Origin of the sequence: Aldersonia sp. NBC_00410, from assembly GCF_026342035.1 — a bacterium.
Taxonomy (GTDB): Bacteria; Actinomycetota; Actinomycetes; order Mycobacteriales; family Mycobacteriaceae; genus Aldersonia.
This window is the reverse complement of sequence record NZ_JAPENM010000005.1, coordinates 295,361-321,343: the sequence shown is the minus strand read 5'-3', so window position 1 is coordinate 321,343 and position 25,983 is coordinate 295,361. Positions and strand designations below refer to the sequence as shown.

The window sequence follows — 25,983 nt, the reverse complement described above, 5'->3', positions numbered from 1 at the left end:
ACGTTATGCCGGCGGCATCAGCACCGAATCAATCAGGTAGACAGTGGCATTCGCGGTCTTCACACCACCACACACTACCGCTGCACCATTCACTTTCAGATCGTCGCCGGATCCGGTAACGGTCACCGTGGCCCCCTGCGCGGTCGGGTGTTCGCCGACCACCTGCTGCGGATCGAGCCGGCCCGGCACCACGTGATAGGTGAGAATCCCGGTCAGTGCGGCCGCGTCGGTCTTCAGGGTGTCGATCGTGGCCGGATCGATCTTCGCGAACGCCGAGTCGACCGGGGCAAACACGGTGAACTGACCACCGTCGAGCGTGTCGACCAGGTTGACCTGTGGGTTTACCTGCCCGGATACCGCGGCGGTCAGCGTGGTCAGCATCGGGTTGTTCGACGCGGCGACCGCCACCGGGTCCTGCGCCATACCCTCCACCGATCCGGCACCGGTCGGTACCTGTGCCGCGTAGTCCGCGCAGGCGGGACCGACCAGATCGCTTGCAGGTGCGGCCGCCATCGCCGACGTTTCGCTCGTCATCGGCGACCCGGTCATCGTCGACTCGGCGCTCGAGTCCGAATCATCGGACGAGCAGGCCGCCAAGCCCAGCACGGCGATCGCGCCCAGACTCACCACGGCAGTAAATCGTTGCGTGTTCATTCCACGTCACCACTTTCTTGTCCGCGGGGCTTTGCCCGCGTCGTCGCGTTGGTTACGAGTGCTATTCGGAACCGGACGACGTGCGGATGGGTGGGCGGCCAAACCCGTCGTGCGCCCGCAGCCGACCCATCCGCAGCCCTCGCCGCGACGAATCCGCCCAATAGGCGAAGGGAAAAACCATGTCGGACACCATCGAATCGCACACCTCGGAACTGGCACGCCCGACTTCACACCGGCACTTGATCTTTCGGTCGTTGTCCGGAGTGATCTCTGCGGCAATGATTCTCGCTGTCGGCGAGCTGGTGGCGGTACTCATCGCACCGGCCGCGTCGCCATTTCTCGCGATCGGTTCGACTGCGGTCGATCGAAGTCCGGCGTGGGCACGTGAGTTCGCCATCCAGACCTTCGGTACCAACGACAAGCCGGCATTGTTCGGCGGGATGGTGATCGTCGTGGTTGTCGTCGCGGCACTTGCCGGGGTGCTGGAGCGCACGCGCGGGCCAGTGGGCAGCATCCTGTTTGCCATACTCGGCGTGGCCGCGGTCGGTGCCGCACTCGCCAGACCCAACGCGACTTTGCTGTACGCCGTACCTACCATCGTCGGAACAGTTGCCGGCATCGCGACGCTGCGCGTCCTCACGGCCGCCGCGCGCCCGTCCGGACACCCCGGCACCTCGCCGACGCAGGCAGCTGGGTCCGTATCGCGCCGGCGGTTCCTGACCCTGGCGGCAGGCGCCGCCGCCATCGCTGCGACCGGTGGCGCAACTGCGCGAGTTCTCGCCCGACGACTCAACGACGCGATCGCGAACCGGCGCCTGTTTCGCGTTCCCGCCGTCGGCGCCGGGGACCGGGCTGCCCCGATCGCGCCCGGGACGGATATCGGTGTGCCCGGGGCCAGCAGCTTCATCACCCCCACCGGCTCCTTCTATCGAATCGATACCGCGCTGCAGGTGCCGCGGCTCACCACCGACGAATGGCAACTCCGCATGCACGGGATGGTCGAGCGCGAAATCGTCCTGGATTGGGCCGACCTCGTCGCCCGCACGCCGATCGAACGGGTCATCACGCTGACCTGCGTTTCCAACGAGGTCGGCGGCACCCTCGCGGGCAATGCGAGCTGGACCGGTTATCCGATCGGGCCGATCCTCGACGAAATCGGTGTCGATGCCAACGCCGACATGCTGCTGTCCACCAGTTCCGATGGCTTCACCGTCGGCACACCATTGGCGGTGCTTCGCGATGGACGTGACGCGATGCTGGCTGTCGCCATGAACGGGGAGGCGCTGCCGTTCGAACACGGCTACCCGGTCCGGCAGGTCGTACCCGGTCTCTACGGCTTCGTCTCTGCGACGAAATGGGTCGTGGACTGGAAGATCACCCGCTTCGACCGCGAACAGGCCTACTGGACCCGCCGCGGCTGGGCCGAACGGGCGCCGATCAAGACTGCGTCGCGCATCGAAGTTCCCGCCTCCTTCGCTCGCGTTGCTCCCGGCACGGTTCTCGTCGCGGGCACCGCATGGGCCCAGCATCGCGGCATCGCGCTCGTCGAGGTGCGGGTGGACGATGGCGAATGGCAGCCCGCGACGCTGGCCGGCCTGTACTCGATCGACACCTGGCGCCAGTGGACCTGGATGTGGAACGCCGAACCGGGGTCGCACACGCTGCAGGTGCGCGCGACCGACCTGGACGGCAATACCCAGACCGACGAGCGAGTGGCGCCCATCCCGGACGGCGCGACGGGCTGGCACAGTCGCTCGGTGAGCATCACCTGAGATCCAATCTCGACGCCGCACCGACCGTGCATTACCGTCAGCGCCACCATGATCGAGATCGTGCTGGTAGTACTCCTCGTAGCCGCGGCGATCGGCCTGGTGGTGCTTGCTGTTGCGCTGCGCGGCGCGCTGCACGAACTCGCCGAGACGCGACGCGAATTGGCCCATCTCCAGAATAACCTGGAGGCCAAGCCCTCCCAGCGGCTGATGACCACCGGCCGAGAAGCAGTGAAAACGGTGTGGCAGACCGCAGATCTGGTGCGTCGCAAAGGTTTTGGTGCCGCGGTACGCAACTCGATCGAGGTACTTGCCGACTGGGCGGAAGTGGAGCGACCGGATCTGGCCCGAATGACCGTGGACGGGAACGTGGTGATCGTCTTCTCCGATATCGAAAACTCGACCGCGCTCAACGAACGGCTCGGGGATAACGCCTGGGTGAAGGTCTTGAGCCGGCACGACCGGCTGGTGCGCAAGCGCGTGGAGGAGTTCGGCGGCCATGTGATCAAGAACCAGGGCGACGGGTTCATGCTGGCCTTTCCCCGTCCGGCCGGAGCGGTTCGCTGCTGCCTGGCCATCCAGCAGACGCTCGGCTCGACCGTCTGGAAACCCGGCACCTCGGTCAAGGTGCGGATCGGCGTGCACATGGGCACCTCGGTCCGGCGCGGTGACGATCTATTCGGTCGCAACGTGGCGATGGCCGCTCGGGTCGCCGCGCAGGCGGACGGCGCGCAAACGCTGGTGTCGGAGTCCGTCCACCGCGCACTCGCCGACCGGGACGGATTCGTCTTCACACCCGAGCAGGAAGTCGAGCTCAAGGGCTTTCCCGGCGTGTATCGGCTCTACGCGGTGTCATCGGCCTGACCGGGACGGCTCCCGCTAGTTCGACACCACGCCTGCCGGGATGAGGATCGGGATCAGGTACTGCCGGGCAAACGCCTCGATGTCTTCCTCGGACTCCAGCCGAATCGATCCAGCCGGTTGCAGGATGATCGAATGCACTATCCGGCAGATGATTTCGACCCGCGCAAACAGGTCGGGTAGTTCGGGGAACACACCACGCACCATGGCGCCCTGCAGGATCGCGCCCATCGCCGCGACCGTCAACGTGAACGGCGTTGCGCCGTCCACGGTAAGCGCACCGATCACCCGCTCGGGTTCGACGGTGAGCATGTGCTGTGCGAACGGGTGCGTGCGCCAGCTGCTCAGCACCGCGGCGAACATTCCGACGACCAGTTCGTCGGCGTTGTCGATCCGGTCCGCCAGATCGCCCAGCTGGGTGAGCACGCGCTGCACCTCACGGGTGTTCACCGCGCTCACCACGTCGTCGCGGGAGCCGATCCGGCGGTAGATCGTCACGCGATCGACCGATGCCTGCCGCGCGATGTCCTCGATCGTCGTCTTCTTGAACCCCTGTTTCTCGAACTGGACGAGCGCCGCGTCGAGGATCCGCGACTCGACCGAATCGCCGGCCTCGGGGGTACTCGTCGAGGTTGTCGGGGCTTTACGCACGCTTACACGCTAACAAGTAGGCCGCTTTCTGCAACAATCGTTAGAGATTTGTAGCTGCAACATTGCAATGCTGCATGTTGCATTGTACGGTCGCCGCATGGCTGGGACTTCGAGCGCGGCGCAGCGCCCCTACAGCGCGGACGAGCACGCGATCAGCGCACGGGACGTCCACTTCGAGTTCGGCGATGTACCGATGCACTACATCCCCGGCGAGGTGCTCGCGACCCACATCGTCAACGTCATGCATCTCGTGCTGCCCGAGGGCGAGCGGGCGATGGCCCAGTGCCTCGCCGAGGCCATGCCGCTCATCGACGACGCGCGACTCGCGGAGGAAGTCGCCGGTTTCGTCGGCCAGGAATCGACGCACGCAAGCAGCCACGCCGCCGCTCGCGAGCACCTGCAGTCGATCGGGCTCGACGTGGACACCTACGTCCGCGCCGTGTCCTGGCTCGTCGATCGAGTTCTCGGCGATCACGGGCTGACCGGGCGGGCGAAACGGGAATGGCTCAACGAGCGCCTCGGCCTCTTCGCCGGAATGGAGCATTACACCGCGGTGATCGGTGAATGGCTACTGGAGAACCCGACGTTCGAAGAGTTGGGCATGGATCCGACGATGCTCGATCTCGTGCGCTGGCACGGCGCCGAGGAGGTCGAGCATCGCAGCGTCGTCTACGACGCTTTCATGTACCTGGATGGCAGCTACGCCAGACGCGCACGGACCGCGGTGCTGGCGAGCGCACTCCTGCTGCCACTGTTCGTTGTGTCCACCGCGTATATGTACCGCCGCGACCCAGTGCCCAAGTCCGGCCGTTCCTGGGCAACGCAATTCGTCAGCGCGACGATGCGCGGGGTCATCCCGCCCGCGACGATCTTCCTCACCGAGCTGCCGCGCTACCTGCGGCCCGGCTTCCATCCGTCGCAGCTCGGCCCGATGGACAAAGCGTTGCGCTACCTCGCGCACTCGCCCGCCGCCAGAGTCGGTCGAAGTTCTACCGACCGGCCCGGACAGTGACAGCGGCGTACACACCGCCCGCCGCATTGCGTCTGGTCGGCACGGCGGTGGACGCCTACCTCGATCTGTTCGTGTCTGGTCGCACCGCCTCCCTGCTGTCACGCCCGAGCCCGGTGCGCCACAACGATTTCGACTTCCCGGTGGTTGTCGACCGGATCGAGGACGTGGCCGAAGGCGTGGCGGCACTGACCATGTCCGCGCCCTCCGGTGCGGAACTCCCCCGCTGGCGTCCCGGATCGCATGTCGATGTCTTTCTGCCGTCGGGCCTGCAGCGGCGGTACTCGCTCTGCGGCGATCTGCGCGATCGCACGCACTACCGGATCGCCGTGCGCCACTTGCCCGATGGCGCCGGCTCCACCGAGATCCACCGCGCCATCGAGCCCGGCATGCCGTTGCGACTGCGCGGCCCACGCAATGCATTCGAGTTCGTCGACGCGCCCGCCTACCTGTTCATCGCGGGCGGTATCGGGATCACCCCGATCCTGCCGATGGCCCGCGCCGCGGCACTCGCCGGTGCGCGCTGGCACCTGGTCTACCTGGGCCGTTCCCGCGCCACCATGCCGTTTCTCGACGAACTCGTCGCGATGGGCCCGGAGTCGGTGACGATCCGACCGGACGATGAATACGGTGCGCCGGAAATCGAGGCGCTGCTCGGCATGGCCGAATCGGGTGCCGCGGTCTACGTGTGCGGGCCGCCGCCGGTGCTCGAACGCGCCCAACTGCACGCCTTCACGGCCAACCCGTCCGGATCGCTGCATACCGAACGTTTCTCGGCTGCAACCGTTCTCGACGGCGCAGAGTTCGATCTGGTGCTGGCCCGCTCCGGCACCACGATCCGGGTCGGCGCGGACGAACCTGCCCTCGCCGCGATTCGACGTGCCGTACCGGGCGCGGCCTACTCGTGCCGACAGGGCTTCTGCGGCACGTGCCGGGTCGCGGTGCTCGCCGGCGAGGTCGATCACCGCGACCGCACACTCACCGATTCCGAACGCTCCACCCACATGCTCAGCTGTGTATCCCGCGCAGCCGGGAAGTCCCTGACCCTCGACCTGTGACACCCAGGTATTCGAGAAAGGATGCCGCGTAGATGCCCCGCTACTCTCTCGAGCCGGCCGACGACGTTTTCCTGCTCAACCGCGTGCTAACCGCGTCGATCGCGAACGGGATCGCCAAGACCCGCACGATCAGCCGTTCCGATTCCGAACTGCACGGAAGGATCCACTAGGCGATGGCTCCCCTCCCCGAACACACCCACGTCGCCGTGGTCGGCGCGGGCTTCGCCGGTCTCGGCCTCGCAATCAAGCTGCGCGAGGCGGGTTTCACAGACCTCGTCGTGCTGGAACGTGCCGCCGACCTGGGCGGCACCTGGCAGGCGAACACCTATCCGGGATGCGCCTGCGACGTGCCCTCCCAGCTGTACAGCTACTCCTTCGCTCCCAACCCGAACTGGTCGCGCACCTACGGCGAACAGCGCGAGATCCTGAGCTATCTGCGGCGCGTCGCGATCGAACACGATGTGCTGCGCAATATTCGGCTCAACACCGATCTGGAGTCGGCACGCTGGGATGAGGGCGCATCGCTGTGGCGGCTGAGAACCTCGCGCGGAGCGTTCACGGCCGATTTCGTCGTCTCCGCGATCGGTGTGTTCAACGAGGCGAAATACCCCTCATTGCCGGGCATGGAGACGTTCGCGGGCAAGGCATTCCATTCCCTGCACTGGGATCACGACTACGATCTCGCGGGCAAGCGGGTCGCCGTGATCGGTACCGGCGCATCGGCCGTTCAGTTCATCCCACAGATCCAGCCGGCGGTCGCCAGTCTCACCGTGTTCCAGCGCTCCGCGCCGTGGATCGTGCCGCGACTGGACCGCGCCACGACGCCGATCGAGCGACTGGTGCTGCGCAACGTTCCCGCGGCCGGCAAGGCGATCCGCGGAGCGTGGTACAGCCTGATCGAAGGCTTCGGCCTGGTTGGCTTCGTGGACAACCGGTTCCGCCATCCCTACGAAGCGGTGGCCCGCGTCCATCTGCGCCGCCAGATCGCCGATCCGGACCTGCGCCGCAAGGTGACGCCGGACTACGTGATCGGGTGCAAGCGCGCGATCTTTTCCGATGCGTATCTGCCCGCGCTCGACCGGCCGAATGTCGACGTGGTGACGGACTCCATCGCCGAGGTACGGCCACACTCGATCGTCACGCGCGGCGGCGAAGAGATCGAAATCGACGCGATCATCTACGGCACCGGGTTCCAGTCCGCCGGGGCGGCCTACGAACGGTTCATCGGACGGGACGGGCTCAGCATCGCCGACCTGTACGAGAAGCAGCCGCGCAGCTATCTCGGCACCACCATCTCGGGCTTCCCCAACTTCTTCTTCACACTCGGCCCATTCGGCGCCGCAGGGAACCAGTCGGCGATCTACATGATCGAATCCCAGATCGGCTATATCGTCGACGCGCTGCGCACCGTCCGCGAGCGCAACGCGACCCGGGTCGAGGTACGTCCGGCCGTTCAGGACGCGTTCATCGAGGAGATGGAAGCGCGCAGTACCTCCACGGTATGGCTGACCGGTGGGTGTACCAGCTACTACCAGACCCCGGACGGCGGAAATTCCGGGTTGTACCCGAACTGGAGCTTCGAATATCGCCGCCGCACAAGCCAGTTCGATGCGGAAAACTACGAGGTGACAATGTGATTTCGGAACGGCTCGCGATTCTGGATCGGCTCAACCCCCTGCGGTGGCTCGATTCCGGCCCGGCATACGACGTGCGCGGCAAGACGGTGGTGATCACCGGCGCCGGACAGGGCATCGGCCGCGAACTGGCGAAGATCATGTATGCCCGGGGTGCTTCGGTCGCCGTGGTCGACATCGACGACGTCGCGGCGCGGGTCACTGCCGCCCCCTTCGGCGGCCGCGGACTCGCGATCCGGGCCGACGTCGCCGATCGCCAGGACATGGCCAAGGCGATCGCGCGGGCGTGCGAGCAGTTCGGCCGCGTCGACGTCGTCGTCGCGAATGCCGGTGTGGTGCCCACACCTGCGACCGTGCGAACGATGGACGGCGACGATTTCGATCGAGTCATCTCGATCAACCTCACCGGCGTATTCAACACGGTGCGCCCGGCGCTCGATGCGATCGTCGCGGTCGGTGGTCACGTCGTCGTGGTGTCCTCGTGCGCGGCGTTCGCGCCCGGGATGGGCGGCTCGCCGTACATGGTGAGCAAGGCCGCGGTCGAACAGTTCGGCCGCGCGCTGCGCGTAGAACTCGCGGCGTGCGGCGCCAGCGCGGGCGTGGCGTACTTCGGTGTCGTCGACACAGCGATGACACACAACACGCTCGACAACGACGATCTCGGTCGCGAACTCGGCGCCGGGTTGCCGTGGCCGCTCAATGTGCGGATCACTCCCGAGCAAGCGGCGACCACCATCGCCGACGGGATCGGCCGGCGCGCCGCCCGCACGGTCGCCCCGGCCGGTTGGGAACCGTATGCGTTGCTGCGCGGAGTCATCAATGTCGCGCTCGATGCCCGCCTCGCCGCGGACCCGGACATGCGGCGCCTGGTCGCCAAATTGGAACAACGCCGCCGAGCCTGACCTGGCGGGCAAACGAAAGCGACCCCCGGCACCTTGGTGGTGCGGGGGTCGCGTTTCGTCTGCTTGGACGCAGTGCTTCCAGGAATCAGTTGTCCTGGTGCGACTTCTGCCGCTCTTCGTCCTTCTTCGCCTCGGCACGAGCCTTCTCGGCCTCGGCTTCCTTACCGGCGGCCTCGCGCTGGCTCTCGGCCTTGTCCTGCTGAGCGCGGCCTTCACGGGTCAGATCGTCCTGCCCGGTGACAGCACCGGTGGCTTCCTTCACCTTGCCCTTGACGTCTTCGACGACGCCCTTGACAGCTTCGGCGGGCCCACTGTTCTTCTCGGTCACGTGGTCATCCTTCGTTTCGGGGTGTCGAGAACCTTGCACTCCTCGGTTACCCGTCGACTTCGCGCCGAAACACCCGATACCGCGGGGCCGGGTTAGAAACGCTGTGATCCCGGTTACACCGAGAGGGTGAGCGATTCGGTAGCCAGGCAGTTGATCACCTCCCATCTGGTCTCCGGTGAGCCGAAACCGGGTGCGGAGATCGCGCTTCGCGTCGATCAGACGCTGACCCAGGATGCGACCGGCACCCTGGTGATGCAGGAACTCGAGGCGATGGACCTCGACCGCGCACAGACCGAGGTCAGCGTCCAGTACGTCGACCACAACCTGCTGCAGGCCGACGAGAAGAACGCCGAGGACCACGCCTTCCTGCGATCCGCATGTCGCCGGTACGGGTTGTGGTTCTCGAAGGCGGGCAACGGGGTCTCCCATCCCACCCACATGAAGCACTTCGGCAAACCCGGCAAGACCCTGATCGGCTCCGATTCGCATACCTGCGCGGGCGGGTCGATGGGCATGCTGGCGATCGGCGTCGGCGGCCTCGAGGTGGCCGGCGGTATCGCGGGCGAGCCGCTATATCTGCGGATGCCCGAGATCTGGGGCATTCGGCTCGACGGCGAGTTGCCGCCGTGGGTGTCCGCGAAGGACGTGATCCTCGAAATGCTGCGCCGGCACGGCGTGAAGGGTGGAGTCCAGCGGATCATCGAGTACCACGGGCCGGGATTGGCGCACCTCACGGCGATGGACCGGCACGTCATTGCGAATATGGGCGCCGAACTCGGGGCGACGACGACCGTCTTCCCCGCGGACGACGCGGTCCGCGCCTTCCTGCGCGAACAGGGCCGCGAGGACGATTTCACCGAACTTGTCGCAGATGAGGATGCCGACTACGACGTGACCGACGAGATCGATCTGTCCACGCTCGAGCCGCTCATCGCCAAGCCGTCCTCCCCCGGCAACGTCGTCCCGGTACGCGAGGTCGCGGGCACTCCGGTGAATCAGGTAGTGATCGGGTCGTCGGCGAATCCGGGATTGCGCGATTTCGCCATGGCCGCGGCGATGGTGCGCGGTCGGCAGTCCAACGATGCGGTCAGCTTCGACGTGAATCCGAGTTCCCGCGAAATTTTCGCCGACCTGACGAAGATGGGCGCCACATTCGACCTCATCTCCGCCGGCGCCCGGCTGCACCAAACCGGATGCATGGGTTGCATCGGGATGGGTCAGGCGCCGGCATCCGGCACGAACTCGCTGCGGACGTTCCCGCGCAACTTCCCCGGCCGGTCCGGCACCAAGGAGGACTCGGTCTGGCTCTGCTCGCCCGAGACGGCGGCCGCCGCGGCATTGACCGGCGAGATCGTCGACCCTCGCGATCTCGCCGAAAAGCTCGATCTGGCGTATCCGCAGCTCGACTTGCCGGAGACGGCCACGGTCAACACCGAGATGCTCGTCGCACCGCTCGAGCCCGACCAGGCGCGGGACGAGGAGTTGGTGAAGGGCCCGAACATTTCGGCGCTGCCCGATTTCCCGCCGCTGCCCGACCGGATCGAGGCACCCGTCCTGCTGAAGGTCGGCGACGACATTTCCACCGACGAGATCTCCCCCGCCGGGGCCCGCGCGCTGCCGTTCCGCTCGAACATTCCCAAGCTGGCGGAGTTCACCTTCACACAGGTGCGCGAGGACTACCCCCAGCAAGCGGCGGAGCTGAAGGAATCGACCGGCCACATCATCGTGGGCGGGGAGAACTACGGTCAGGGATCCTCCCGCGAACACGCCGCAATTACCCCGCGCCACCTCGGGTTGCATGCGGTGGTGGCGAAATCGTTCGCCCGTATCCACTGGCAGAACCTCGCGAACTTCGGGGTCGTCGCGCTCGAGTTCGACGATCCGGCGGATTACGACCGGATCGACGAGGGCGACACCCTCGTGCTGGAGGGGCTGCGCGACCTGCTGCCCGGTGACCGGCACGCCGAAATCCGCAACGACACCAAGGACGAGACCTACAAGCTGCACCACCGGCTCTCCGAGCGCCAGGTCGAGGCCGTGTTGGCCGGTGGTCGCATACCGTTGCTCGCCCGTCGCGAAACCGCGGACCGGGAAAGGGTGGATGCCTGAACGCACCTCTGGATAAGGTAGAACTTGTTACAGTTCTAGGTACCGCCCAGAGAAGGAGCGCGCATGCACACCCCACTTTGCGACGAACTCGGCATCGAGTTCCCGATCTTCGCCTTCACGCACTGCCGAGACGTGGTGGTGGCCGTGAGCAAAGCTGGTGGCTTCGGCGTCCTCGGCGCGGTGGGCTTCTCGCCCGAAGAACTCGAGATCGAGCTGAACTGGATCGATGAGCACATCGGCGATCATCCGTACGGCGTCGACATCGTCATCCCGAACAAGTACGAGGGCATGGACTCGGACCTGTCCGGTGATGATCTGACCAAGATGCTGCAATCGATGGTCCCGCAGGAGACTCTCGACTTCGCGCGCAAGATCCTCACCGACCACGGTGTGCCGGTCGCCAACGACGGCACCGAGAACGCGTTGCAGCTGCTCGGTTGGACGGAAGCCACGGCCACGCCGCAGGTCGAGGTCGCCCTCCAGCACCCGAAGGTCACCCTGATCGCGAACGCGCTCGGCACCCCGCCGGCCGACATGATCGCCCACATCCACGACGCCGGGCGCAAGGTCGCCGCGCTCTGCGGCTCGCCCTACCAAGCACGCAAACACGCCGACGCCGGCGTGGACATCATCATCGCGCAGGGCGGCGAGGGCGGCGGCCACTGCGGCGAGGTCGGTTCGATCGTGTTGTGGCCGCAGGTTGTCAAGGAGGTCGCGCCGGTCCCGGTGCTCGCCGCCGGCGGTATCGGCAGCGGCCAGCAGATCGCCGCTGCGCTCGCGCTGGGCACCCAGGGTGCCTGGTCGGGCTCGCAGTGGTTGATGGTGGAGGAAGCGGAGAACACCGCCGTGCAGCAGGCCGCGTACGCGGGCGCGAGCAGCCGCGACACGGTGCGCAGCCGTTCGTTCACCGGCAAGCCGTGCCGCATGCTGCGCAACGACTGGACCGAAGCGTGGGAGAAGGAAGGCAATCCCGAGCCGCTCGGCATGCCGTTGCAGTACATGGTGTCCGGAATGGCCGTCGCGGCCACGCACAAGTACCCGGACGAGACCGTCGATGTCGCGTTCAACCCGGTCGGCCAGGTGGTCGGTCAGTTCACCAAGGTGGAGAAGACCGCGGCCGTCATCGAACGATGGGTGCAGGAGTATCTCGACGCGACCGGAACGCTCGAGCGGCTCAACGACGCCGCCTCGGTCTGATCTCGCTGTCGGATTGCCCGGGCGGCGAACCCCGCCGCCGCTCGGGCGATTCGGGGTGCCGACGCGACCATCGGTAGAGGACCACGAGTAGCCCTGCCACCACGAACAGGTGCGCGAACTTCGATAGTGCGACGGCGGCCGCCACCCACTCGACTCCGGACGCGATCGCTGTCATGCTGCGCTCCTCGGCCCCCGCGTACCTGCAGTCTAGTTCGGGCTCCTTGCTCGAGTAGGTAGCCTCTCGAGGTGGATTCGAACCGCGCCCAGTACATCCGCAGCGTGCGCGTGGCACGCGGCCACCACGGCGACGACTACCCCTTCAACCTCCCCATAGTTCGTCGACTGCGCAAGAGTCCGGACGGACTCCCGATTCCGCCGGGCATCACGTTTCTGGTGGGTGAGAACGGCAGCGGCAAGTCGACATTGATCGAGGCCATCGCGGTGGCAGCTGGAATGAATGCCGAAGGCGGAAGCCAGAACTACCGCTTCGCAACAAGATCTTCCGAGTCACCACTCGGTGCGAACCTGACGCTGAGTTGGGGCACCCGCAAACCGCACAGCCGCTTCTTCCTCCGCGCCGAGTCCTACTACAACGTCGCCACCGAAACCGAGAACATCGGCCCGGAACAGTTGGAAAAGGTGTTCGCCGGCGTTTCGCCACACGACCGATCGCACGGCCAGTCGTTCATCGACCTCATGCTGCTCCGGTTCTACCCGCGCGGGCTCTACATCCTCGATGAGCCGGAAGCTGCGTTGTCGCCGAGGGGATGCATGGCCGCGGTCGCCCGGTTGGCAGAGCTTGCCGCCGAAGGCTGCCAGATCCTCGTCGCCACCCACTCCCCGATTCTGCTGTCCGTGCCCGGCGCGACAATCTTCGCGATTTCCGAGGACGGTGACATCGAGGAAGTTGCGTATGACGACGCGATGCCGGTGCGGCTGACCCGGGATTTCCTCGCGGAGCCGGAAAGATACCTGCGGCATCTCGTATCGGATCGATAGCTGACAGCGCGCACCAGTTCAGAACGGCGATGGCTGCAGCAGATACCGTCGCCGAGCCACGTCGCGATGCTCGCGATGACGTTCGCGTAGTTCGGTGTCGTGAGGCGGTGGTGGGGGCGCATCGCCCATGTTCAGTTCCCACCAGGTGGGTTCGTAGAGCAGGTCGATTTCCTCGTCCGGGGTCGGGGGGTCGGCGACCGAATCCCTTGCCGGCTCGGTGCGGACCGGTGCCGGCCCGTAAGGGATTGCGGCGAGACCTCCCCGGGAGACGGTGATCCGCGCAACCCCTGCCCTGCTCCGCCAGTACACGGCACCGCCGCCGAGTCCGGTGCAGGCCCAGAGCTTTTGGGTCTTCATCTGATGATGTTGTTTACACAACGGTTGCAAATTCTCCACAACCGTCCATCCGCCTTGCACTGGATCAGCGTGGTCGAAGGGCACCCGATGGTCGATTTCGCACCGTGCCGACGCGACTGCACAGCCCGGGAAGGTGCAGGTCGTGTAGGTCGCGCGCACGATGTCCGCGGTCGCGGCCGATGGCCGGTAGGTCAAGGCTCCCGGCTGCGGCACCCCATGCCCGCCATGCCCATCGTTCAACGAGCTCGCCGCATTGGCATGCGCGGCGTACACCCGGTCATGCAAGTGCCCGATACCATCCGGGCACATGCGCCGCGAGCTGCCTGCGGGCGGTGGGACGGATCCCGACATCCGACGACGGCCGCGCCCTGTCACCTGGGAAACCTCGTCGGCGGGCACCTCGCTACCCGAATCATCGACGCCCAGTCCCGCTGCCAGCGAACGCATCTCGACCAGCAACCCTTGCCAGGTCGCGTCCTCGGCAAGAGTGCGGATCAATACCGGATCCAACGGTGTACCGTCCGGCAGCATGCCGGGGTTCTCCGATAATCCGAGCAGTGTCTCGATGCCCACCAGAATCTGCAACAGATGACCGCGACGCTCCGGTGCCGCGGTCCCCGCATGCGGGCAGCCCAGATCCCCGCACCGGCAAGCCAGATACGCCTCGCCATGCAGCAACGCCAGCAACGCATCCGCACGCCGATTGTCCCGCGAGCGCGGATCACCCGCACACACGCTATCGGCGAGCTCGTCGATCAGCCGCTGTGCTTCGAATCCCTCGAGATCGGTCAAACATGCCGACAGCCACGACAACCCGTCGGTCCCGCGCCGCACATACACCTTGCGCTCGGTGGTGCGCTTGCCCTCGCGAACCGCGGCCGCCTCTTCCGGATTCGCACGCATCCATGCCTGCCAGATCGCGGCCCGCAACGGACCGGGCGTCAGGTGCGCTGCCGCGCCCAGCACCTCGGTTTCGATGGCACCGATGGTCTCGTCGCTCGCATCGGTCAGCACCGCGGCGATCGTGCGGGCCTTCGCGAAATCGATATCACCGGCCCGAAACACCTCGTTCACCAGCGGCGCCCGAAACTCCAGCAGCTGCGCAGTGTCGATCATGGTCTTCGCGGTGGCCTGCGAACAACCCAGCGCGACAGCGACCTCCGCGATCGCCGACCGCGACACCGTCCCCGCATCGCCACCCTCGAGTTCCGCCGCACACAGCCGGATCTCCCACAGATCCCGTGCCGTATGCGCCAACCGCGCCGCCGCAGCATTGGCCGCCTGCCGGCATTCGTCGAGCACCGCCAGCGCCATATCACCACAACTGAGCGCATCAGGCGGCACCTGCAGCACATAGTCGAACATACAGGCGATTCTAGCACGAGAATGGTTGGCGCGCGCAGCTTTTCGTGGGTAGGTCACCGACCGGCGCTCCGCTTCCATCAGCCGGACCTCGGCACCAGCGGTCGCTCCGGTCAGGTCCGCAAAAGTGACGTCGAACCGGATCGCCACCTCGTTCGTGACAACCGGGAGAGCTCGATGCATCGGGCTAAATGGAGGGCGAATGGGAATCGAGCAAGGTCGCGTCACGAGGCGGACTGTTGTGGTCGGTGCAAGCGTGGCGCTGGGTGCCACGGCCCTGGCCGCATGCGCGTCGGACCGGAAAACGACGGCGGACGATACGCCGCCTCCGGGGACATCCACCTCGGCGCCATCACAGGCTCCGCCACCATCCGCCGGCGCGAACGCGCCCGCGTCGCCCCGCCCACCGAACGCCCTGGCAGCAGCGTCCGATGTGCCGGTGGGTTCGGGCATCATCGTCGGCGACACCGTGCTGACCCGGCCGAGCCCCGAGGCGGTTGCGGGGTTCTCCGTGGTCTGTCCACACCAGGGCTGTGCCGTCACCAAGATTGCCGGCGGCACGATCATGTGTCCCTGCCACGGCAGCGAATTCAACCTTGACGGCTCGGTCGCTGTCGGGCCCGCGACGACCGGCCTCGCGGCTCGGGGCGTCGCGTTGGCGGGCGACTGGGTCGTTGCCGTCGGACCGCAACCTGCTCCCCCGACAGCCGAGGAGACCGAGGAGCAACCCGTCGCAGAAGCGCCCGAGCCCGCGCCCGGAACCACCCTCGCGCGAACCGCCGACGTTCCGGTCGGATCGGGCATCATCGCCGGCGGCGTCGTGCTCACGCAGCCGAGCCAGGGCGAATACCGTGGCTTCTCCGTGGTGTGCCCGCATCAGGGCTGCGCCGTCGATTCGGTGACAAACGGGACGATCAACTGTCCCTGTCACGGCAGCAAATTCAACCTCGACGGCTCGGTGGCGGTCGGACCGGCGACGCGCAGCCTCGCCACCCGTCAGGTGAGCGTGCAGGGCGAGTGGATCGTCGGCGGGCAGGGCGGCGAAGCGGTGGTGCCGGAACAGCAGGCACCGAATTCCGAATCACCAACCGAGTCCCAGCCGCAATCCGCCCCCGGCGGCAAGGTGGCCCGAGTTTCCGAAATCCCGGTCGGCTCGGGCGTCATTGTGGCCGACGTTGTGGTCACCCAACCGACTGCCGGCAACTTCGTCGGGCTGTCCTCGGTGTGCCCGCACCTCGGCTGCGCCGTCGATTCGATCACCGCGGGAAACATCAACTGTCCTTGCCATGGCAGCAAGTTCGCGCTCGACGGCGCGGTGACCGCCGGGCCGGCAAATCGACCACTGGAACGACGACCGGTGACGGTCCAGGGCGACTGGGTCGTGCTCAGCGACGGCAGTGCGCCTGCCCCGCCGCCCCCGCCGAAGCCGCTCTGGTGCGAGGTCGAACTGCTCGGCTCGACCGGCAGCGCGGAATGCTGACCGGCTCGATCAGCGCGCGGGACTCAACTGCCTGGGCAGTGCGCCGATCGCGCACGGCAGCCGTGAGGCCTGCATCAGGGTGTGGAATTGCCAACTCTCGTCCGAGGGCAGGATGCCGGCGGACTGGGTGGCGTCGATGAAGTCGAAGAGCGTTTCACCCTCGTACATCAGGCACTCGGGCAGCGGCTGTCGCAACCGCGGCTGCGCCAACGCCTTCGCGAACAACTCTCGGTCGAACATCGGCGAGATGCTCGCGAGTTGTTGGCGTCCTGTCTATAGCTCCTACCGCTTGCGGGGCCGAACCCGCACGAGCGATTCGGGTGCGCGTGTCGCCACGATGCCGGATGCGGCCATCACGAAAACCGCCACCAGCGCGACCGACCATTGAACGACCATCACCAAACTCCCTCCACCAGTCATATCTCGATCGTCCTGTGATCGGTTACACACCGGCTGTGACAAACCTTGGAAGGTGCTGTGGATCGGCGCGACCGCCGCGAGGGCAACGATTGCCACCGGCGTTGACACGTGTTCCAGTATTGGGATTACATCAACGTTATGACGTACGACACGGTCATCCGCAACGGGCGCTGGTTCGATGGCACCGGCGGGCCGTCCGCGACCCGCAATATCGGGATTCTGGCCGGCCGGGTCGTCGCGGTGAGCGCTGAACCTCTCGACGAAACGGGTGTGCACGACGTCGTCGACGCCACCGGCAAGTGGGTGCTTCCCGGCTTCGTCGATATCCACACGCATTACGACGTGGAGGTGCTCGGCAGTCCGGCGCTGCCGGAGTCGCTTCGGCACGGGGTCACCACGGTGCTGCTCGGTTCGTGTTCGCTGTCGACCGTCCATGTCGGTGCCACGACCGCAGGCGACCTCTTCGGCCGGGTCGAGGCCATCCCCCGCCAGCACGTCATCGGCGCGGTCGAGGAGCACAAGACCTGGCGCAACTGCGCGGAGTACGTCGATGCACTCGAGGCGCTTCCACTCGGCCCCAATCTCGCCGCGTTCATCGGTCACTCCGATATTCGTGCGGCAACGATGGGCCTGGACCGCGCGACGCGAAAGCAGGTGCACCCCACCGAACACGAACTGTCCCGGATGGAATCGATGCTCACCGAGGCGCTGGATTCCGGGTTCGTCGGAATGTCCTCGCAGCAGCTACTTTTCGACAAGGTCGACGGTGAGGCATGCCGCTCGCGGACGCTGCCGTCGACATATGCGCGCGCCGGCGAGATTCGCCGCCTCAACGCGATCCTGCGGCGCCGTAACCGGGTCATGCAGTCCGGGCCCGATATCACCAACCCGCTCAACATCGTCTCCCAGGTGTTCAACGCATTGGGGGGACTGCGACCGCACCTGCGTACCAGCCTGTTGTCGGCGGCCGACATCAAGGCAAACCCGGCCGTGATCCGGATCATGGGCCCGATCGCCCGGTTCGTGAACCGCCTGGGCGGGGACTTTCGCTGGCAACACCTACCGGTGCCGTTCGAGGTCTACGCCGACGGTATCGACCTGGTGATCTTCGAGGAGTTCGGCTCGGGCGCCGCAGCATTGCACCTGCGCGACGAGGTCGAACGCGACTCCCTGCTTCGCGACGAGGGCTACCGCCGTCAATTCCGCAAGGACTACGAGAGCAAGTTCGGGCCGCGCGTATGGCACCGTGACTTCTTCGACGCGCAGATCGTGGACTGCCCGGATCCGTCGGTGATCGGCAAATCGTTCGGCCAGGTCGGAGTCGATCGCGGCGGAATTCACCCGGTGGACGCATTCCTCGATCTCGTCGTCGAACACGGCCAGAAACTCCGTTGGCGGACAACGATTTCCAATCACCGACCCGAGATGCTCCGACGCATGGCGGCCGAACCCGGAATTCAGATGGGCTTTTCCGATGCCGGTGCACACCTGCGCAACATGGCGTTCTACAACTTCGGACTGCGCCTGCTTCGCCACGTCAACGACGCGGCGAAGGCAGGCACGCCCTTCCTGTCCATGGAACAGGCGGTGCACCGCCTGACCGGCGAACTCGCCGACTGGTATCGGATCGATGCCGGACACTTGCGGGTGGGCGACCGCGCCGACCTGCTCGTCCTCGACCCGGACTACCTCGACGCGTCACTCGAGACGTATACCGAGGCGAAGGTCGAACAGTACGGCGGACTTTCGCGGATGGTGAACCGAAACGACGCCACGGTGAACGCCGTCTACGTTGCCGGCCGTCCGGTGTTCCGCGACGGCGATTTCGGCGACTTCGTCGGACACGCGCGTACCGGACAGTTCCTGCGTGCACAGTCCACCCCCGCCGTGCCCGCGACCGATCCTGTGGCCGCTCCGCTCACCCGAACCGCCTAGGCGAATCCCGTGCCGGACACCGCTTCGGAAATCGTTCTCGGTCTGTGGGCCGCACTGTCGAAGCGAGACTGGGAGTCGATCGCGACTTTCCTTGCCTCGGACTGCATCTACCTCGACGTACCGACCGGCCCGACCCTCGCCGCACGCGGTCCGGCCGATATCGTGAAGCGGCTCAAGGTGGGGCTCGAGCCGCTGGCCGATTACGTGAACCACGACGGCATGATGGTCGCGAACGGCGGCGACGTCATGTACGAGCACACCGAGACCTGGACCTGGAAGACCGGCGAGGTCGCGGTGCTGCCATTCGTCACGGTGCACAAGGTTGTCGAGGGCAAGATCACGGCGTGGAAGGACTACTGGGACTTCGGTGCATTCGTGCACGCCGCACCGGCGACCTGGATGGAGGAACTCGCGACCTCGGACACCTCGTGGGTGTTCGACGCGACCGGCCTGCTCTGACCCCGACCTACCGACCTACCCTCCCATCATCGACGCGTGCCGGTGATGTGCGTGACCCCGGTCGGTGAACTGACCGATTCGAAGTCGAAGCGTTCCTCGAGGCCTTCGAGCCCATCCCACAGGCGTTCACCGCGGCCGAGCAGAATCGGCGCGACGACGAGGTGGAGGTGGTCGACGAGGTCGGCGGCGAGAAACGCGCGAACAGTCTGCACACCGCCACCGATCCGGACGTCACGGTCGCCGGCTGCGGCCCTGGCCTTCTCGAGGGCTTCTTCCGGAGTTGCGTCGATGAAGTGAAAGGTGGTGCCGCCCGCCATCTCCAGGTCGGGACGCGGATGGTGGGTCAACACGAAGACCGGGGTGTGGAACGGGGGGTTCTCACCCCACCAGCCTCGCCACTCCTCGTTCTCCCACGGTCCACGTTGTGGCCCGAACTTGTTCCGCCCCATGATCTCCGCACCGACTCCGGTCTTGTCCGCGGCGGCATAAACCTCGTCGACCCCGCGGCCGCCCCCGTCGCTGCCGAACTGCGTGCGGAAGGTCCGAGTCGCGAAGGCCCACTCGTGCAGGCGCTGTCCGGCGTGCCCGAATGGTTCGTCGGCCGACTGCCCCTCGCCCGTGCCGAACCCGTCGAGCGAGATCGAGAAATTATGCACCCGCACCAGCGACATGACGTGACCTCTCTCGCGCGTTTCGGTTTCCGAATGCAAATGTTATCCCCACCTGTCCTAGAACTTGTTCCAATTTCTCGCTCGCTCTTGCTACGGTGACCCGGCGACGAGCGACTCGCACTACGCGAGACACATCTTCGACAGGAGACACCCATGCCCATCCGCGTCGCCCATGTCGGCACCGGAAACGTCGGCCGCATAGCGCTGGCACACCTGATCGACGATGAGCGCTTCGAACTGACCGGGGTCTGCGTGTCCACCGACGCCAAGGTGGGCAAAGATGCCGGTGAACTCGCCGGACTCGAGGTCGTCACCGGTATCACCGCGATCAACGACCTGGATGCCGTGCTCGCCGACAAGCCCGATTGCGTCGTGTACTGCGCGATGGGTGACAACCGGCCGATCGAGGCCATGGAGGACGTGCGCCGCATTCTCGCCGCCGGCGTGAACGTCGCGGGCTCGGCGCCCGGCATGCTGCAGTACCCCTGGCAGGTGCTGCCCCGTAAGTACATTGCGCAGTTCGAAGAGGCCGCCGAGCAGGGCAATGCGAGCCTGTTCATCACCGGCGTCGATCCCGGGTTCGTCAACGACCTGATCCCGTTCGCTTTCGCCTCCACCTGCCAGAGCATCGAGCAGGTGCGGTGCCTCGAGATCGCCGACTACGCGACCTATGACGGTTCGACCGTCATGTTCGACGTCATGGGCTTCGGGATGACGCTCGACGAGGTGCCGATGCTGCTGCAGCCGGGCATGCTCGGCATGGCGTGGGGCACCGCGATTCGCCAGCTCGCGGCCGGTCTCGGCATCGAGATCGACAACATCACCGAAACCTATGAGCGCGAGCCGGCGCCCGAGGCGTTCGATATTTCGGCCGGGCACATCCCCAAGGGCGGCGTCGCCGCACTGAAGTTCGAGATCTTCGGCTGGGTCGGGGACCATCCGGCAATCGTCATCGAGCACGTCACGCGGCTGCGCGACGACCTGCGTCCGGATTGGCGCCGCCCAGCCCAGGAGGGCGGCTCCTACCGCGTCGAGATCACCGGCGAACCCTCGTATGTCGTCGACATCTGCCCGACGAGCCGCAAGGGCGACCACAACTACGCGGCTATCGCGGCCGGCGCGGGACGCGTCGTGAACGCGATCCCGGCGGTGGTCGACGCCGACCCGGGCATCCGCACGACGCTGGATCTGCCGTTCGTCACCGGCAAGGGGCTGTTCCGGATCCCCTCCTGAGCGACCTAATTGCGGGTAGAACACGTTCTAGCCAGACACCTGTCCAATCGGGTAGCGTCACGCGACATGGGACGCGTGGATGGAAAAGTTGCAATCATCAGCGGCGGCGCGCAGGGCATGGGTGAGGCTCATGCCCGCCTGCTCGTCGCCGAGGGCGCCAAGGTCATTATCAGCGACATTCTCGACGAAAAGGGCAAAGCGCTCGCCGATGAGTTGGGTGAGGCTGCGCGCTACGTGCACCTCGATGTCACCCAGCCCGAGGAGTGGCAGGCGGCCGTCGCCCTCGCGGTGAACGAGTTCGGTTCGCTCAATGTGCTGGTGAACAACGCGGGCATCGTCAACGGCAGCCCGATCGCCAAGTTCCGCCTCGACAAGTGGCGCCAGATCCTCGACGTCAACCTCACCGGCACGTTCCTCGGTATCCAGGCATCCGTCGACGCGATGATCGCGGCCGGTGGCGGCTCGATCATCAACGTCTCGTCCGTCGAGGGTCTTCGCGGCGCGCCATGGGCGCATGGCTATGTCGCCTCGAAGTGGGGGGTGCGCGGACTCGCGAAGTCTGCCGCGCTGGAGTTGGCGCCGCACAAGATTCGGGTCAACTCGCTGCACCCGGGCCTGATCCGCACCCCGATGACCGAGGGCATCCCCGAGGACATGGTCAAGATGCCACTCGGCCGCGCCGCGGATCCGTACGAGGTCGCGACGTTCGTCCTCTTCCTCGCGAGCGACGAGTCGTCGTATGCCACGGGCGCCGAGTTCGTCGTCGACGGCGGCCTGGTCGCCGACGTGCCGCACAAATAGTCTGCGCACATGCCCGCCGAATTCATCTTCGGCGGGCAACGGTAGCGACGGCGCTCTTTGGAGAGAACGTCATTTCCGCACGTTATAAGCAATTTCCAAGACAGTTCTCAGGCCGCGTGATGGTCCTCACATGCTATTTACGGTAGCGTCATTCTCATCTGTGCAGTCAACCAGGAGGTGACCGATGCCGGACTCGACGCCCGGCCATCCCAGTCGAGGCTCGTCCTCGGCCGGCGGCGAGGGGGCTTCCGGCAGCGACGCCGCCCGATTGGATCTCGCTGCAGCCGACGCTGAGGCGGAGGCCGCGGCTGCCGCAGCAACTGCTGCTGCCGCCGAAGCGACTGCGGCAGCCGCTCGCGCGCATGCGGCCCGACTGCGCCGGGATTCCGACGTTGGCGCGCAGGCGGCCGGTGCCGCGGACGACCCGACCCCTACGGTGACTCTCACCAAGGAGTATGGGGAAACTCCGGCGACCGATTGGCAGCAGGAACCCGGCCGACGCCGGAAGGGCCCCGCATGGACGATTCTGACGTCCGCCGCCGTCGTAGTGATCTGCGCAGCGCTCGCGGCAACCGGGTACATGACCTACCAGCATCGGCAGGCCGAAAGCGATCGCGACCAAGCGGCGGAATACGCGGCCGCGGCGAAACAGGGCGTCGTCACGCTCACCTCGCTCGACTTCAACAACGCCGAGGCGGACATCCAGCGCGTGCTGGACAGTTCCACCGGTGAGTTCCGCGATGACTTCCAGAGCCGCAAAGACGACTTTGCCAAGGTGATCCAAGATTCCAAAGTGGCGACCGAGGGCCAGGTCAATTCGACAGCCGTCGAATCGATGAACGACAACGACGCAGTGGTGCTCGTCTCCGCCACCTCGAAGGTCACCAATTCCGCCGGCGCCGACCAGGAACCGCGCGCATGGCGCCTTGCCGTGACCGTCACCCACGAAGGCGACCAGATCAAGATGTCGAAGGTGGATTACGTACCGTGACCCCGACCAACTCCGACGTACTGGAAGCCGACGTGTCCGAAACCGATCCTGCCGAATTGCCAACGGCGGCGCCCAAGCTGCCTTTGAAGTACCGGGTGCTCATGCCCGTTGCCAAGGCAATCATGTGGCTGAAGGGCCACCTCGGTGCCGCGATGCTCGCGGTCGTCCTGGTGGCCTCGGTGGCAACGGCCGCCACGGTGTACTTCGTGCAGTACCGCCCGGATCAGCAGACCGACGCCGCCGCCACCGAGGAGGCTCGTGCCGCGGCGGCCGATGGCGCGGTCGCGGTACTCACGTATGGTCCCGACACCCTCGATCAGGATCTCGCCGCGGCGCAGTCACACCTCACCGGAGACTTCCTCGACTACTACAAGCAGTTCACCGAACAGGTCGTCGCACCCGCGGCGAAGGACAAGGCGGTCAAGACCAACGCCGTCGTGGTCCGCTCCGCGGTGTCGGAGATGCACCCCGATAGCGCGAAGGTGCTGCTGTTCATCAATCAAACGACGACCAGCAAAGACCAGCCGGACCCGGCGATAGCCTCGAGCAGTGTCGTCGCGACGATGGACAAGGTCGACGGGAAGTGGCTTATTTCGAAGTTCGATCCGGTTTAGGGGTTGAACTCGATGTGCAGCTCCGAGAGGCCGCGCATGATGAACGTCGGATCGTAGGAATACCGCCGCTCCCCCGCCGGGCCGTGTTGCCGCTCGTCGATCGTGATGGTGCCCATGCGGTCGAGAATCCGGTTCATCGAGATCCGGCCCTCGGCGCGGGCCAGCGGCGCGCCCGGGCACGAGTGGATTCCACGACCGAATGCGACGTGCTCGCGCACGTTTCGCCGATCGACGCGTAACTCATTGGGTTCCGGGAACTTCCGCGGATCACGGTTGCTCGCGCCCGGCAGCAGCATCACCGTCGTGCCGGCCGGAATGGGCATTTCGCCGATCGACGTGGGCCGGCTCGACAACCGGAAATGACTTTTCACCGGGCTCTCCAGCCGCAGCACTTCTTCGAGGAATCCCGGGATGATGTCCCGGTCGTCGCGTAGTTGTTGCTGGAGTTCCGGCTGCTCGGCGATCATCCGGATACCCGCGGACAACAGTTTGGTCGTCGTGTCCTGTCCGGCCGCGAACAGGAACGTGGCGAGCCGGACGACGTCGACGACTTCCGGTGTCCCGCCGTCGGGATACTTGGCCAGAGCGAGCGCGGTCAGCACATCCTCGCGCGGCTCGCTGCGCCGGTCGGTTACGTACTCGGTGAACTTCGCTTCGAGCCAGAGCAGCGGATTGTGCGCCATCTGGTCCTTGCCGAGGTTGCCCGCGATCACCCCGTACTGCGATTCCCGGAACGCGTCGTGATCCGATTCCGGGACGCCGAGCAGGTCGGCGATCACGAGCATCGAGAACGGCTTCGCGTAGGCAGCCATGAACTCGCAGCTGCCCTCGGCGACGAATTCGGCGAGCTGCCGATCGGCGAGGCGCCACATGAACTCTTCGTTCTCCTGCAGCCGTCGCGGTGTCAGCAGACGGCTCAACAGTCCGCGGGTGCGGGTGTGATGAGGCGGGTCCTGCGTCACGATGTGCTCGCTCATCGGAATCCGGTCGCGGCATTCCTCGATCAGCGCGCCGATATCGTCGTCCGTGGGATCGAACGAGACGCCGGAATAGGGCCCGGCCACCGTGACGCACGATGAGTATGCCGAATCCTTGTACACCGCAACAGCTTCGTCATGTCCGGTGATCGCGACGAGGCCGTACTGCTCGTTGGTGAGTACCGGGCACTTCGACCGAAGTTGATCGAAGTACTCGTACGGACTCGGGATCAGGGCCGGGTCGGTGAAGAAGTCCACCTCGTCGAACTCGTCCACTTCGGGCCTCCTCGAGGTCACCGCGGCGTCGCGTCGAACAGCACTGGTAGTGCGGTCGGTGAGCGGAACACCTGGCCTCGGATGTGCGGATCCTTGCCTTCCAGATCGAGCCGCAGGTTCGGTAGCCGATCGAGCAGCAGGTTCATCGCCACCCGCATCTCGAGTCGAGCCAGATGCATGCCGAGGCAGACATGGGCTCCGTAACCCCACGAGATGTTCGCCCGGGCCGGCCGGAAGATGTTGAAGGAATCCGGGTCCTCGTACCGGTCCTCCTGCCGATTGGCCGCGCCCAGCATCGGCATCACCGACGAACCCGCAGGGATTGCCACGCCACCGAGTTCGGTGTCGCGCGTGGCCACGCGGGTGATCGTCAACAACGGCGCCTCCCAGCGCACCGCTTCCTCGATCGCCTGCGGAATGAGCGAGCGATCGGCCCGGATAGCCTCGAATTGGTCCGGGTGCGTGAGCAATCCGAAGATCAGGTTGCCCAGAGAGCGGTAGGTGGTCTCCACACCAGCGGGAAGCAGCAGTCGTAGGAACGAGAAGATCTCGCTGTCCGCGAGTCGCTCGCCGTCGATCTCGGCCGTGGCGAGGCGGCTGATCAGGTCGTCCTGCGGATTCTCGCGGCGTTCCGCGAGGATCGGTGCGAAGTACTCTTCGAGGGCGATCGAGGCCGCCTTGCCGCGCTCCGGGTTCACAGTGAAACTCAGCAGCGAGATCGACCACTTCTGGAATTGCGGAAAGTCGTCGCGCGGTAGCCCGATGAGTCCCGCGATGATCTGAGTGGGAAATGGGAAAGTGAACTCCCGCACCAGATCCGCGCTGCCCTTCGCCACGATCTTGTCGATCAGGCTATTGCCGACAGTGCCGACCAACTCGTCCTCCCATTTGGCAAGTGCCTTCTGGGTGAACGCCTTCGAAACCAGGGCGCGGTGGCGACCGTGGTCGGGCTCGTCGAGCCCGAGCATCACCTGCTTGCCGAGCACATCACCGAATGCCTGCAGGACAATGGCGGACGAGAATGTCTCGTTGTCGCGCAACATCTGCGCGATGTCTTCGTGGCGGTACGCAATGAACAGCGGTTTCGTGTCATCGCCCGGCATCATCGACAATTCGATACGCTGCACCGGTTCCTCCCGCCGAATGCGGGCCAACTCCGTGTAGGGGTCGCGGACATCTCCGGACACCACGTCATCGAAGGAACCGAAATCTTCTAGATCATCGAATAACTGCATA

26 protein-coding genes are annotated in these 25,983 nt (G+C 65.9%); 17 read left to right on the top strand and 9 right to left on the bottom strand.

All coding sequences use genetic code 11. The features are described from left to right. Positions 1-3 precede the first annotated feature (3 nt). Positions 4-654, bottom strand: a complete 651-nt coding sequence (locus OG921_RS14290; RefSeq protein ID WP_266113113.1) for a fasciclin domain-containing protein — start codon at positions 652-654, stop codon at positions 4-6. A gap of 179 nt (positions 655-833) precedes the next feature. Between OG921_RS14290 and OG921_RS14285 the strand changes: the two genes are divergently transcribed. Both OG921_RS14285 and OG921_RS14280 read left to right on the top strand, forming a co-directional pair. Next, positions 834-2,426: a molybdopterin-dependent oxidoreductase gene (locus OG921_RS14285; RefSeq protein ID WP_266113112.1), complete on the top strand. Its 1,593-nt coding sequence runs from the start codon at positions 834-836 to the stop codon at positions 2,424-2,426. 48 nt (positions 2,427-2,474) lie between these two features. After that, the gene (locus OG921_RS14280; protein ID WP_266113111.1) at positions 2,475-3,287 is read left to right on the top strand and encodes an adenylate/guanylate cyclase domain-containing protein; all 813 of its coding nucleotides are present in this window, start codon (positions 2,475-2,477) and stop codon (positions 3,285-3,287) included. 15 nt (positions 3,288-3,302) lie between these two features. On the opposite strand, the gene OG921_RS14275 is transcribed toward OG921_RS14280, so the two are convergent. Beyond that, entirely contained in the window at positions 3,303-3,935 is a 633-nt protein-coding gene (locus OG921_RS14275) for a TetR/AcrR family transcriptional regulator (protein WP_266113110.1), read from the bottom strand. 97 nt (positions 3,936-4,032) lie between these two features. Between OG921_RS14275 and OG921_RS14270 the strand changes: the two genes are divergently transcribed. The 5 genes from OG921_RS14270 to OG921_RS14250 are packed head-to-tail and all read left to right on the top strand — an operon-like array spanning position 4,033 to position 8,538. Further along, entirely contained in the window at positions 4,033-4,947 is a 915-nt protein-coding gene (locus OG921_RS14270; protein WP_266113109.1) for a metal-dependent hydrolase, read from the top strand. Continuing rightward, positions 4,944-6,002, top strand: a complete 1,059-nt coding sequence (locus OG921_RS14265) for a PDR/VanB family oxidoreductase (RefSeq protein WP_266113108.1) — start codon at positions 4,944-4,946, stop codon at positions 6,000-6,002. The genes OG921_RS14270 and OG921_RS14265 overlap by 4 nt, the downstream gene beginning before the upstream one ends. Positions 6,003-6,034: 32 nt before the next feature. Then, positions 6,035-6,172: a hypothetical protein gene (locus tag OG921_RS14260; RefSeq protein ID WP_266113107.1), complete on the top strand. Its 138-nt coding sequence runs from the start codon at positions 6,035-6,037 to the stop codon at positions 6,170-6,172. A 3-nt stretch (positions 6,173-6,175) separates the two neighbouring features. Then, a complete protein-coding gene (locus OG921_RS14255) occupies positions 6,176-7,639 on the top strand; it encodes an NAD(P)/FAD-dependent oxidoreductase (RefSeq protein ID WP_266113106.1) in 1,464 nt (487 codons plus the stop codon). After that, the gene (locus tag OG921_RS14250; RefSeq protein WP_323182781.1) at positions 7,636-8,538 is read left to right on the top strand and encodes a short-chain dehydrogenase/reductase; all 903 of its coding nucleotides are present in this window, start codon (positions 7,636-7,638) and stop codon (positions 8,536-8,538) included. Before OG921_RS14255 ends, OG921_RS14250 begins: the two co-directional genes overlap by 4 nt. An 85-nt stretch (positions 8,539-8,623) precedes the next feature. Here OG921_RS14250 and OG921_RS14245 read toward each other — a convergent pair whose 3' ends face one another. After that, positions 8,624-8,866, bottom strand: a complete 243-nt coding sequence (locus OG921_RS14245) for a CsbD family protein (RefSeq protein WP_266113105.1) — start codon at positions 8,864-8,866, stop codon at positions 8,624-8,626. A 126-nt stretch (positions 8,867-8,992) separates the two neighbouring features. Here OG921_RS14245 and OG921_RS14240 point away from each other — a divergent pair, with 126 nt between their 5' ends. Together OG921_RS14240 and OG921_RS14235 are read left to right on the top strand one after the other, a co-directional pair. Beyond that, complete coding sequence (locus OG921_RS14240) at positions 8,993-10,975, top strand: aconitate hydratase (protein WP_266113104.1); 1,983 nt, start codon at positions 8,993-8,995, stop codon at positions 10,973-10,975. A 63-nt stretch (positions 10,976-11,038) separates the two neighbouring features. Continuing rightward, positions 11,039-12,172, top strand: coding sequence for a nitronate monooxygenase (locus OG921_RS14235; RefSeq protein ID WP_266113103.1), 1,134 nt, complete (start codon positions 11,039-11,041; stop codon positions 12,170-12,172). Here OG921_RS14235 and OG921_RS14230 read toward each other — a convergent pair. Beyond that, positions 12,150-12,347, bottom strand: coding sequence for a hypothetical protein (locus tag OG921_RS14230; RefSeq protein ID WP_266113102.1), 198 nt, complete (start codon positions 12,345-12,347; stop codon positions 12,150-12,152). The two genes, OG921_RS14235 and OG921_RS14230, sit on opposite strands and share 23 nt — an antisense overlap. Positions 12,348-12,418: 71 nt before the next feature. Here OG921_RS14230 and OG921_RS14225 point away from each other — a divergent pair, with 71 nt between their 5' ends. Beyond that, complete coding sequence (locus tag OG921_RS14225; protein WP_266113101.1) at positions 12,419-13,171, top strand: AAA family ATPase; 753 nt, start codon at positions 12,419-12,421, stop codon at positions 13,169-13,171. 18 nt (positions 13,172-13,189) lie between these two features. Here the strand turns inward: OG921_RS14225 and OG921_RS14220 are convergent, their stop codons facing one another. Next, the gene (locus OG921_RS14220) at positions 13,190-14,893 is read right to left on the bottom strand and encodes an HNH endonuclease signature motif containing protein (RefSeq protein ID WP_266113100.1); all 1,704 of its coding nucleotides are present in this window, start codon (positions 14,891-14,893) and stop codon (positions 13,190-13,192) included. Positions 14,894-15,329: 436 nt separating this feature from the next. Here OG921_RS14220 and OG921_RS26615 point away from each other — a divergent pair, with 436 nt between their 5' ends. Continuing rightward, positions 15,330-16,370, top strand: coding sequence for a Rieske (2Fe-2S) protein (locus OG921_RS26615; protein ID WP_323182779.1), 1,041 nt, complete (start codon positions 15,330-15,332; stop codon positions 16,368-16,370). Positions 16,371-16,379: 9 nt separating this feature from the next. On the opposite strand, the gene OG921_RS14200 is transcribed toward OG921_RS26615, so the two are convergent. Further along, positions 16,380-16,610 (bottom strand): hypothetical protein, encoded by a 231-nt coding sequence (locus tag OG921_RS14200; protein WP_266113099.1) that lies wholly within the window; start codon positions 16,608-16,610, stop codon positions 16,380-16,382. 318 nt (positions 16,611-16,928) lie between these two features. Between OG921_RS14200 and OG921_RS14195 the strand changes: the two genes are divergently transcribed. Together OG921_RS14195 and OG921_RS14190 are read left to right on the top strand one after the other, a co-directional pair. Next, positions 16,929-18,725 (top strand): amidohydrolase family protein, encoded by a 1,797-nt coding sequence (locus tag OG921_RS14195; protein WP_266113098.1) that lies wholly within the window; start codon positions 16,929-16,931, stop codon positions 18,723-18,725. Positions 18,726-18,734: 9 nt separating this feature from the next. Continuing rightward, positions 18,735-19,184 (top strand): nuclear transport factor 2 family protein, encoded by a 450-nt coding sequence (locus tag OG921_RS14190; RefSeq protein WP_266113097.1) that lies wholly within the window; start codon positions 18,735-18,737, stop codon positions 19,182-19,184. Between the two features lie 26 nt (positions 19,185-19,210). Here the strand turns inward: OG921_RS14190 and OG921_RS14185 are convergent, their stop codons facing one another. After that, a complete protein-coding gene (locus tag OG921_RS14185; RefSeq protein ID WP_266113096.1) occupies positions 19,211-19,855 on the bottom strand; it encodes a dihydrofolate reductase family protein in 645 nt (214 codons plus the stop codon). A 153-nt stretch (positions 19,856-20,008) separates the two neighbouring features. Here OG921_RS14185 and OG921_RS14180 point away from each other — a divergent pair, with 153 nt between their 5' ends. The 4 genes from OG921_RS14180 (at position 20,009) to OG921_RS14165 (ending at position 23,494) form a co-directional block, all read left to right on the top strand. After that, positions 20,009-21,088, top strand: a complete 1,080-nt coding sequence (locus tag OG921_RS14180) for a diacylglycerol kinase (RefSeq protein WP_266113095.1) — start codon at positions 20,009-20,011, stop codon at positions 21,086-21,088. A gap of 66 nt (positions 21,089-21,154) precedes the next feature. Further along, positions 21,155-21,889 (top strand): glucose 1-dehydrogenase, encoded by a 735-nt coding sequence (locus tag OG921_RS14175; RefSeq protein ID WP_266113094.1) that lies wholly within the window; start codon positions 21,155-21,157, stop codon positions 21,887-21,889. 184 nt (positions 21,890-22,073) lie between these two features. Then, positions 22,074-22,880, top strand: a complete 807-nt coding sequence (locus tag OG921_RS14170) for a hypothetical protein (protein ID WP_266113093.1) — start codon at positions 22,074-22,076, stop codon at positions 22,878-22,880. Further along, on the top strand, positions 22,877-23,494 hold the full coding sequence (locus OG921_RS14165; RefSeq protein ID WP_266113092.1) for a twin-arginine translocation pathway signal: 618 nt from the start codon (positions 22,877-22,879) through the stop codon (positions 23,492-23,494). The genes OG921_RS14170 and OG921_RS14165 overlap by 4 nt, the downstream gene beginning before the upstream one ends. Here OG921_RS14165 and OG921_RS14160 read toward each other — a convergent pair. Both OG921_RS14160 and OG921_RS14155 read right to left on the bottom strand, forming a co-directional pair. After that, the gene (locus OG921_RS14160; protein WP_266113091.1) at positions 23,491-24,747 is read right to left on the bottom strand and encodes a cytochrome P450; all 1,257 of its coding nucleotides are present in this window, start codon (positions 24,745-24,747) and stop codon (positions 23,491-23,493) included. The two genes, OG921_RS14165 and OG921_RS14160, sit on opposite strands and share 4 nt — an antisense overlap. Positions 24,748-24,764: 17 nt before the next feature. Continuing rightward, complete coding sequence (locus OG921_RS14155; RefSeq protein ID WP_266113090.1) at positions 24,765-25,982, bottom strand: cytochrome P450; 1,218 nt, start codon at positions 25,980-25,982, stop codon at positions 24,765-24,767. Position 25,983: the final 1 nt, after the last annotated feature.